The 9002-nt window shown below is 35.5% G+C and carries 8 protein-coding genes; 5 read left to right on the top strand and 3 right to left on the bottom strand.

Annotated features, from left to right (window positions below):
• Position 1: 1 nt before the first annotated feature.
• A complete protein-coding gene (locus L1967_RS19755) occupies positions 2-613 on the top strand; it encodes an FAD-dependent oxidoreductase (RefSeq protein ID WP_249603230.1) in 612 nt (203 codons plus the stop codon).
• Positions 614-903: 290 nt separating this feature from the next.
• Here the strand turns inward: L1967_RS19755 and L1967_RS19760 are convergent, their stop codons facing one another.
• From L1967_RS19760 to L1967_RS19770, 3 genes are all read right to left on the bottom strand, one after another.
• Complete coding sequence (locus L1967_RS19760) at positions 904-2505, bottom strand: S41 family peptidase (RefSeq protein WP_249603231.1); 1602 nt, start codon at positions 2503-2505, stop codon at positions 904-906.
• Positions 2502-2933 carry a deoxycytidylate deaminase gene (locus L1967_RS19765; RefSeq protein WP_249603232.1) on the bottom strand — a complete coding sequence of 144 codons (432 nt, stop codon included), beginning with the start codon at positions 2931-2933 and terminating at the stop codon, positions 2502-2504. The genes L1967_RS19760 and L1967_RS19765 overlap by 4 nt, the downstream gene beginning before the upstream one ends.
• A 102-nt stretch (positions 2934-3035) precedes the next feature.
• Positions 3036-3623 (bottom strand): HupE/UreJ family protein, encoded by a 588-nt coding sequence (locus L1967_RS19770; protein ID WP_249603233.1) that lies wholly within the window; start codon positions 3621-3623, stop codon positions 3036-3038.
• A 352-nt stretch (positions 3624-3975) separates the two neighbouring features.
• Here L1967_RS19770 and L1967_RS19775 point away from each other — a divergent pair, with 352 nt between their 5' ends.
• From L1967_RS19775 to L1967_RS19790, 4 genes are all read left to right on the top strand, one after another.
• Positions 3976-5106 carry a PepSY-associated TM helix domain-containing protein gene (locus L1967_RS19775; RefSeq protein ID WP_249603234.1) on the top strand — a complete coding sequence of 377 codons (1131 nt, stop codon included), beginning with the start codon at positions 3976-3978 and terminating at the stop codon, positions 5104-5106.
• Positions 5107-5453: 347 nt separating this feature from the next.
• On the top strand, positions 5454-5816 hold the full coding sequence (locus L1967_RS19780; RefSeq protein ID WP_249603235.1) for a hypothetical protein: 363 nt from the start codon (positions 5454-5456) through the stop codon (positions 5814-5816).
• On the top strand, positions 5816-7579 hold the full coding sequence (locus L1967_RS19785; protein ID WP_249603236.1) for an ATP-binding protein: 1764 nt from the start codon (positions 5816-5818) through the stop codon (positions 7577-7579). The genes L1967_RS19780 and L1967_RS19785 overlap by 1 nt, the downstream gene beginning before the upstream one ends.
• On the top strand, positions 7576-8193 hold the full coding sequence (locus L1967_RS19790) for a response regulator (RefSeq protein WP_249603237.1): 618 nt from the start codon (positions 7576-7578) through the stop codon (positions 8191-8193). The genes L1967_RS19785 and L1967_RS19790 overlap by 4 nt, the downstream gene beginning before the upstream one ends.
• Positions 8194-9002 lie beyond the last annotated feature (809 nt).

A 9002-nucleotide genomic window follows, 5' to 3' on the forward strand; every position in this document is an offset into this window, starting at 1 on the left:
TATGGAATATGACCTTTTAATTGTTGGTGGAGGTGCTGCAGGGATGTCTTGTGCTTTAGTTGTAGGATCGGCTTTAGAAAAAGACTTTGCGAAAGATAAGAAAGTGGGGATTGTGATGCACCAAAAAACATCTGATCTGCAAACGGCCTTGTTTAATAATGTTCTAGGCTTGCAGCCGGGAACCAAAGGTGCAGATGTGCTTAAGCAAGGGCCAAAACAATTAAAAGACTTATATCCAAAAGTTGAACAGTTAAAAGGAGAAAAACTTCAGCATATTAGTAAAAATGAAAATGGGGTTTTTGAGCTTAAAACCAATAAAAACGATTATTTAGCTAAAAAGGTAGTGATTGCTATTGGCTATTCTGATAATTTTAGGATTGGCGGAGTAGACGAATATGTGATTCCGCATAAAAAAGCAAAAGCCTCTAAAAATCGTGTGCAGTTAATTAATGAAGATCATTTAGTTATTCCTAATGTATATGTAGCCGGTTCTTTGGCCGGCTGGCGAAGTCAGTTTTCTATAGCCTGTGGTAGTGGTGCCGCTGTAGCTACAGATATCCTTACCGATTGGAATGATGGTGAGCATACCAAAGTGCACGATAAACTATCCTAAAATAAAACATCTTATTGCGGGAATGATAGCGCTCATCATTAAGATGATAAACAATCTATGTAATCTGCGATAAATTAAGGCTCTTTTTAAATTTCCGGTAAAAACTTTATCGGGGTTAGAAGCGATATGCTTTATTATCTTCTTTTTAGGGACATACGAACAGCTTACTATGATATCTTTTTGAAGAAATAATAACGCACTATTATCGAGTAGCCTGAAACTTACTGCAATAACAAAGAATAATAGGGGAAGGCAAATGCAACAAGTTTCAAGTAAATCTGCGGTAACCATTAGTCCTTAAAATTATTCTTCTTTTCAGATAACTCCAGTACTTTTTCGATGACGGGATCTCCTTCGTTTTTTAGTTGTTGAAAGTAAGTAGAACCAAATAATTGTTGCGCCATTACTGCTTTTAGATATTGTTTCATAAGCGGCTTGTATTCGGTAAGACGTATATTTAAGCCTTCGTTTTTTCCAAAGGCTATTAATCGGTCGATTACCTGATCTGTAATTTCTACCTCGTTCTCAAATTCTAATTTTGAAAGTGAATTATAATAGGATCTTTTACGTTCCAGTTCCTGGAAAACGAATCGGCTTAAAAAGCCGCGATTTAGTAAAATACGAATATGTTCCCGTTCAATTTCGATATCTTTCGGGATAAACACATCGGGAATAATTCCGCCTCCGCCATATACCGTTTTTCCGCCTGGTGTAACATATTTTAAAGAGTCGTCTACTTTTATGCTATCGACGCTCTTAAGTTCCCCATTTTCGTAGCGGCGCTCGTAATCCCTAAAATAATTGTCGTTTCCGTTTTCGTACGGTTTTTGGATAGAGCGACCGGTTGGGGTATAATATCGTGCAATGGTTAAGCGTACTGCGCTACCGTCACCAAGATCCATTTCCCGTTGCACTAATCCTTTACCATAGGATCGTCTTCCTATAATGGTCCCTACATCATTATCCTGTAATGCTCCGGCTACAACTTCACTTGCCGAGGCCGAATTTTCGTTGATTAAGACATATACATGGCCATCTTCAAAATCACCTTTCCGCTTGGCAAAAGTTTTTTCTATAGAGCCGCTTTTGTTTTTAGTGAAGAGAATAAGTTTATCATCTTTTAAAAACTCATCGGCAATATTAATGGCCTCAGCTAAATAGCCGCCTGGATTGTCGCGAAGGTCTAAAGCGATTTCTTTAGCCCCCATTAATTCTAAAGCCTTTATAGCGGCACTAAATTCTTCGTATGTAGATTCAGCAAAACGATTTATTTTGATGTAGCCAACCGTTTTGTTGAGCATATAAACCGCTTCTACACTTTTTATGGGCACATGGTCACGTTTTACATTAAAGCTAAGAAGATCGTCCTGTCCGGGGCGTTTTACTTTAAGTTCCACACTGCTGCCTTGTTTTCCTTTTAGGAAACTTGTTAATGAATCGCTACTTACGCCAAGATCGAACAATGCTTTGTCGTTTGCATATAAAATACGGTCACCGCCACGAATGCCAATCTTTTCACTTGGTCCGCCTTCTAATGGCTGGATAACCATAATGGTGTCTTCCACCGAATAAAAACTAACCCCAATACCCACAAAATCACCTTTCATGTTTTGGGAAACATTGTCGTATTCCTGTTCCGGGATATAAACGGAGTGAGGATCCAGGCCTTTTAATATGGTGTTTACAGTAACATCTACAATACTGTCTGTATTTACATCATCAACATACTCATAATCGATATAGTCGATTAAGCGATTCAATTTTTCTTTTTTAGGATTAGATGAAAATAACTGATCTGAAGAAGAGTAATTTATTTTACCTCCCATAAATACGCCAATAGCACAGGCTATTCCTAAAAGGAGCGGGGTATATATGTTTTTTTTATTTTTCAATCGTCTAATTGCGTTATCTGTATTAAATCGACTCCGGCTTTTTTAAGAAAATCGAGACCGCTATTATCCTTATAGTCTACGCAATATACCAGTCTGGTAATCCCTGCCTGGTGTATAAGTTTACTACATTCCTTACAGGGTGACATGGTAATGTATAAAGTGGCTCCCTGGCAGGATTGTGTAGATGCTGCAACTTTTAAGATCGCATTTGCTTCAGCGTGTAAAACATACCATTTGGTATAACCTTCTTCGTCTTCACAATAATTTTCAAATCCGCTAGGGGTACCGTTATAACCGTCAGAAATGATCATTCTATCTTTAACAATAACTGCACCAACCTGTTTTCTTTTGCAATGGGAAAGTTTGCTCCATTCCCGCGCTATTCTTAAATAGGCTTTGTCGTATTTAAGTTGTTTTTCTTTTTGCATGTGTTATGAAAGAGGATTTTTAAATCCACTAATCTTATAATGTAAGAATCGCTAAATTATTGTAAGCTATAAGTTAAACCAATTTTAACGCGTTAAAGTTAATTAAATGGCATTAAAATTATCTCTAAGTATGGGTAGGATAATCCCAATAACCAGTGCTGATACTACCAGTACCCAATCACGCTTAGAGACCTGAAAGAAATTTTGCATAATAAAGGCGATTATTAATACTGATAAAACGACTATAGCCTGGGCGCATTCTATCCCTAAGGCAAATTCTAAAAGCGGAAAAATCTTGGAGGAAAAACCGCTACTTAGCATTTTAAAATAAGTAGAGAATCCAAGGCCGTGAATAATGCCAAAAAAAGCAGTCGTAAAATACAATAATGCAGGGTTGCCGGATTTTTCTTTATTGCTAGCCGTGAAAATATTGTAAATGGCGGTAATCATTATCGACACCGGAATTAAAAACTCTACCCAGGCAGTGTCTACAATTACAATTTCATAGGTAGATAAAAATAACGCGAAGGTATGACCAATGGTGAAAATGGTCACCAGCCATAGTACCCTTTTCCAGGAAGTAAAGGTATAGGAGGCTACCAAAGCGATTAAAAATAGAATATGGTCGTAGGCATTCCAATCTAATACATGCTCTAAACCTAACTTAAGATATAACCAAAATTGCGACATAAGGAAAAAGGCTAACGTTGCCGAATTTACGACTTCTTAATAAAATCACAAAAGCTAATACGGTAAAGCGTGTTTTTTATTTGAGATTTTAGTTTAATTAAACATTTAGTTTTTGATTGTAGAGCTTTGTCAGATCGTAAAAGGATTATTCGGTTCAGATTTTAAGGACACCTAGTAGATTTTTTATTCTAAAATTTAAAGGATACTAATTTTTTGTTTGAAATTGATCTAAATAAATAATGAGTATTTAAAAAAGCTGATTATTTTTGAAATTATAATCTTAAATAAGTCTAAATAAGGAGCTTTAAGATGAAATAGTCTGGTAGCAGCCAATAATTATGATAGCAATCTAATGAAAAAGAAAAAGTACGGTTTACGCTCGTTTATTAATGATGTTCATTTGTGGTTAGGCTTAGCTAGCGGGATTATTTTATTTTTGGTTTGCCTTAGCGGAACCATACTTACTTTTGAAGACGAAATAAAAGGACTCTTTGCTGAAGAGTTTACTGTTAAAGGGGGAGATGAAAAACTATCCTTAGAACAGCTTATCTTAGCATTGGGAGATCAGGGAACGGTAAGCTCGGTTACCGTGCCGGCTGAAGATAATGAAGCTTATGAGTTTAGCGTAAAAGAATCTCCCGAACAGCGTCGTGGAACTACTTATTATGTGAATCCTTATACTGCTGAATTCAGTAAAAAGCGTGAATCTTCTTTAGATGGCTTTTTCTTTTCGATGTTTAAACTACATCGTTGGCTACTGTTAGATTCTTCTATCGGGCGACCAATTGTTGGTGTTTCCACCATCATATTTTTAATTCTTTCCATCACCGGGATCGTACTTTGGTTTCCGAAGAAAAAAATCAACTGGAAAACTTTAAAACCCGGATTCAAAATTAAATTTTCGGCCAGATGGAAGCGTATTAACCACGATTTACATAATACGTTGGGGTTTTATACGTGTATCTTTTTAGTTATTATGTCGCTTACCGGTTTGTGCTGGTCGTTCCAGTGGTATCGTGATTTGGGAAGCGAAGTAATGGGCGCGCAAATCTTTGGAGGTCGGGGTGGCCCGCGGATAGAAAGTGAAGCCCAAATTAACGAAAATCAAGCTATCTCTGTTACCGAAATAGAAAAGATTGTATCGCAAGAACTGAAATACGAGGGTAAAACCTCGATTAGTTTTCCTTCTAACGAAAAAGGCGTTTATAGTATTAGAAAATACGAGTCGGCTAAACTTTCACCAATAATTGCCGATAAGCTGGTTATAGATCGGGATGGAAAAGTGCTAAAAAAGGACATATTTAATGATAAACCTTTAAATGTAAGAATTACTTCGCTGATAAAGCCCTTGCACACGGGGACCATTTATGGTGGTTTTTCTAAACTCCTTTATTTTTTAGCCTGTTTAATTGCGACCAGTCTTCCCATTACCGGAACATTTATCTGGATTCATAAAATGAAAAAGAAACCAAAGAAAACATAAAGCTTCATTTGTTATTATTGAAGGGAATTTTTAGCCTTGTTTTTCTATTGTTTTTAAAGATTTTTTCCGGTTATAACACACGGGATTTTGTTGATTTTGCCGTCTTTTTCCTAACGCTTAGAAGGTTTGAAAGTTGTTTCTTACAAATGTTTGAAAATGTAATTTACAGTAATGTAGCTAAATCATCATAAAGATTTCAATATAAAACCATTTAGTACTGTTCTTATTAATAAATAAAAGGTTTAGCGGTGTATTGGTTTAATTTTATATAAAATTGAGACTACTTTTTATAGAGTTGATATATTTCTTATTTTTAAAAATATGTTAAAACTATAATTGATAAAAAAATGAAAGACCCTAACACAGCTCCGCTATTTTATGCGGATAATTTACAGAAAATCGAAGGCGATAATCAGTACACGGTAGATTTACATTTACCTGAAAATTTTAGCTATACTGACTATAAAGTAATTGGTAATAGCCAGGTGGTTCCTGATATTCTAAAAATTGAAATCTATTTAAGCGGGGATATAAATGGTACTCCGAGTGATGTGACCATCGTAGAACAGATTGACCTAGATTTAAGTAATCAAAACTTTAAATATTTAAAATTTAAAATTGTTTGGAAATTATCTGCTGGACTAGGTGGCGGTGTTGGTGATCCAGAAGATGATGAAACTGTAGGAGAAAGTGTTTTAGGTGCAGGATAATGAAAAAGATACTGGCTTTTTGTGGATTTTTAACTTTTGGGCTGGTGTCTTGCTTTGCTCAGCAAAACCTTTTAGATAAGGCTGAAGCTTCTAAAGAAGCAGATAACTATCAATTATCCTTAGATATCTTATCAAAAATTGACACCAATACCTTGTCGATCCCACAAAAAGCCAGGTTTTATTATTTACAATCCGCTAATCATAGATTCAGAAGAGAGGAATCTGATGCCTATCCATTATTATTGAAAGCACGTAAGCTTTATACGGCAATGGATAGCCTGGAAAAAGTAGCAACTATTAACCTAGAGCTTTTTCAGGTGGTAAGAAATATTGAGAGTGATCATTTAAATTATGATGAATATATAAAAGCCTATCTGGATTATCATTTGTCGCAAAATAAGCCAGATAATTTAAGAAAAGCTTATACGAGGATAGGAATTAATTTTGCCAGAAAATCTACGGTCGATAGTTCCTTTAAATATTTTAGAAAAGCATTTCTACTATCAAAAATTAATAAAGATACTTTAGCTGAAGCCGAAACGCTTAATAATTTTGGCGTATTGCACAGTGAATTTACAACTTATAAAGATTCGGCATTTTATTACTTTAAATTGTCAAGGCCACTTTATGAATTGATTGGTAGAAATGATAAAATTCGGCAAAATTATCAAAATGTTGCCAGTGCCTATAAAAAAAATGGTGAATATGATAAAGCCATTGAAAATTATCAAAAAGCAGATTCTTTAATAGGTAAAGATTACAGAATAAAGTACAAGCGTTTTTTATACGATCTCATGGCCAAAACTTATGAGCTTGCCGAGAAACCGGCAAAAGCTCTGGAGTATTACAAATTAACTCAGGCCTATCAGGATAGTTTAAATCTGCAAGAACAGGAAAAGGCGATTTTCGACATCCAAACCAAATATGAGGTTCAGAAAAAAGAAAATGAAAACCTGCAATTGAAGCAATCTCGATTTTGGCTAATTTCAGGAGTCATTCTTTTGGTGTTGTTGCTTATTGCTACCTATTTGGTGTACCGTAACCGTATTGCCAAAAAGCAATTGGAAGTTAAACAGTCCGCTTTAGAGAAAAACGAATTAGAAAAGCAGCTTAAGGATCAGGAACTTGCAGGCTTAGATGCGATGATCGAGGGGCAGGAAAAAGAGCGCCAGCGTATTGCCAACGATCTTCATGATAATTTAGGAGGATTGCTGGCTACCTTAAAACTGCATTTTCAGAATTTAAAAACCAAGACCGATCGTCTTCGCGACGAACAGGACGAGTTGTTTAAAACTACCAATTCGCTTTTAGATGAAACCTATCAGCAGGTTAGAAATTATGCGCATCAGCGAAATGCTGGCCTAAAAACCAGTGAAGGTTTGGTGCCTTCGATAAAGAATTTTGCTTCAAAAGTCTCTGTAGGGAATAATCTTGTGGTTCAGGTAGAAGCTCATGATATGGATGAGCGCTTAGAGAATAGTGTAGAAATCACGATTTTCAGGATCGTACAGGAATTAATTACGAATGTGATTAAACACGCTGAAGCTTCAGAAATTATTGTACATCTTACTTCTTTTGAAGATCATATCAATATCATGGTAGAGGATAACGGTAAAGGTTTTGATCCTTCTATTATAAAAGATAACGATGGGATGGGATTAGCTTCGATTATAAAACGGGTAGAACATCTTGGTGGTAATGTAGATATTGATAGCCATTCGGGTAGTGGTACTACGGTCATTTTAAATATTCCCAAGTCATGATTAGAGTGATAATTGCCGAAGATCATTTAGCCGTAGCCGATGGGATTTTGGCTTATTTTAAATATCACGATTCGATATCGATTATTGGTCACGCCAAAAATGGTGATGATCTAGTGAAACTTGTTGAAAAGAATATTCCAGATGTTGTACTAACTGATGTGAAGATGCCAGTGATGGACGGAATTGAAGCCGCAAAACTTATAAAAGCCAAATTCGACAGGATTGGGATTATTGCCTTTAGTATGTTCGATCAGGATGAAGCGGTAGATTTAATGCTTCAGGCGGGTGCTACTGGATACTTACTGAAAAACTCTCCCCTTTCTGAAATGGAAAAAGCAATATCTAAGGTTTCTGAAGGGAATTTATATTACGATCCTAACTTAAGTCTTGCTACTGAAACAACGCCAAACGAAAATACCGGAATTCTTACCAAACGCCAGATTGAAATTTTAAAACTGGTAGGTAAAGGTAAAACCAATCAGGAAATCGCCGATGCTTTATTTATAGGGAAAACTACGGTAGAAACTCATCGTAAAAACATGATTAGAAAACTTGGTTTGCATGGTCCGGGAGAATTGCTGCGCTACGCTTTACAGCGCAAATACGATTTTTAAAATATACCCTCGCATGGGTATGGCGTTGCGTAATTTTATAAGATACTTTTGAAGTAATAATTCATTGTACTGGTGGTTCTTAATCGTATTAATGAAGTATTTCGTTCAATTCCCTTTGTAGGGGGCAAGTTCTAAAAACCGATTGGGAAACTTATTTGTTTTCTACTTCTTCTCAGTAAGGTTAAAGAACATTTTCTCGATTTCATTTATGAAATTATACTCCCGATGTAAAGTCGGGAGTTTTTCATTATTAACCACTTTACGAACTTAAATGACTTGGTGATAACGACTTATTGTTTGGGGTTTTTTTAAAAATTTTAAAGTTTCATATTTAGGTAATATAGCTAACAATTACTGAAGCTAAATTTTACATTTAGTTGAATTGCAGCTAACAGTTTTTTAAGCTTTTTTCTGTTCCTTTGAGGTTGATTCAGGTTTGGTGAAATACATCCAAATTTATGTTAGCTTAAAGAGGATCTCTTGATCTCTTTAAGAAAATAACGAGGCAGGTTTTATAAACCTGTTCATTCCTTTTGTTTCTTAAATCCACCTCTATCCCGGGGTGGATTTTTAATTGCCCGATCTTTAAACCAATATTCGTCTTCATATTGGATAGTCTCGAAATTTTAATAAGGCTTTTTACATTTATCTTGGCGAGGGTCCTTATTCTCTTCGCGATGAAAACAGATTTGATTATCCGTAAATACTCATAATTTTTTAATTTTGATTATATTCACCTCAAATTCAATATAATGAATATCTTCACTTTTACAGCTCATTTTGATAGTGAGCAATCCTGTCGTGCGCAT

Origin of the sequence: Zunongwangia pacifica, from assembly GCF_023499215.1 — a bacterium.
GTDB classification, from domain to species: Bacteria; Bacteroidota; Bacteroidia; order Flavobacteriales; family Flavobacteriaceae; genus Zunongwangia; species Zunongwangia pacifica.

Bases quoted from the DNA above. Each gene is read 5' to 3' on its own strand.
- L1967_RS19755 (WP_249603230.1), top strand. From the start codon at position 2: ATGGAATATGACCTTTTAATTGTTGGTGGAGGTGCTGCAGGGATGTCT.
- L1967_RS19765 (WP_249603232.1), bottom strand. From the start codon at position 2,933: ATGCAAAAAGAAAAACAACTTAAATACGACAAAGCCTATTTAAGAATA.
- L1967_RS19770 (WP_249603233.1), bottom strand. From the start codon at position 3,623: ATGTCGCAATTTTGGTTATATCTTAAGTTAGGTTTAGAGCATGTATTA.
- L1967_RS19775 (WP_249603234.1), top strand. From the start codon at position 3,976: ATGAAAAAGAAAAAGTACGGTTTACGCTCGTTTATTAATGATGTTCAT.
- L1967_RS19780 (WP_249603235.1), top strand. From the start codon at position 5,454: ATGAAAGACCCTAACACAGCTCCGCTATTTTATGCGGATAATTTACAG.
- L1967_RS19785 (WP_249603236.1), top strand. From the start codon at position 5,816: ATGAAAAAGATACTGGCTTTTTGTGGATTTTTAACTTTTGGGCTGGTG.
- L1967_RS19790 (WP_249603237.1), top strand. From the start codon at position 7,576: ATGATTAGAGTGATAATTGCCGAAGATCATTTAGCCGTAGCCGATGGG.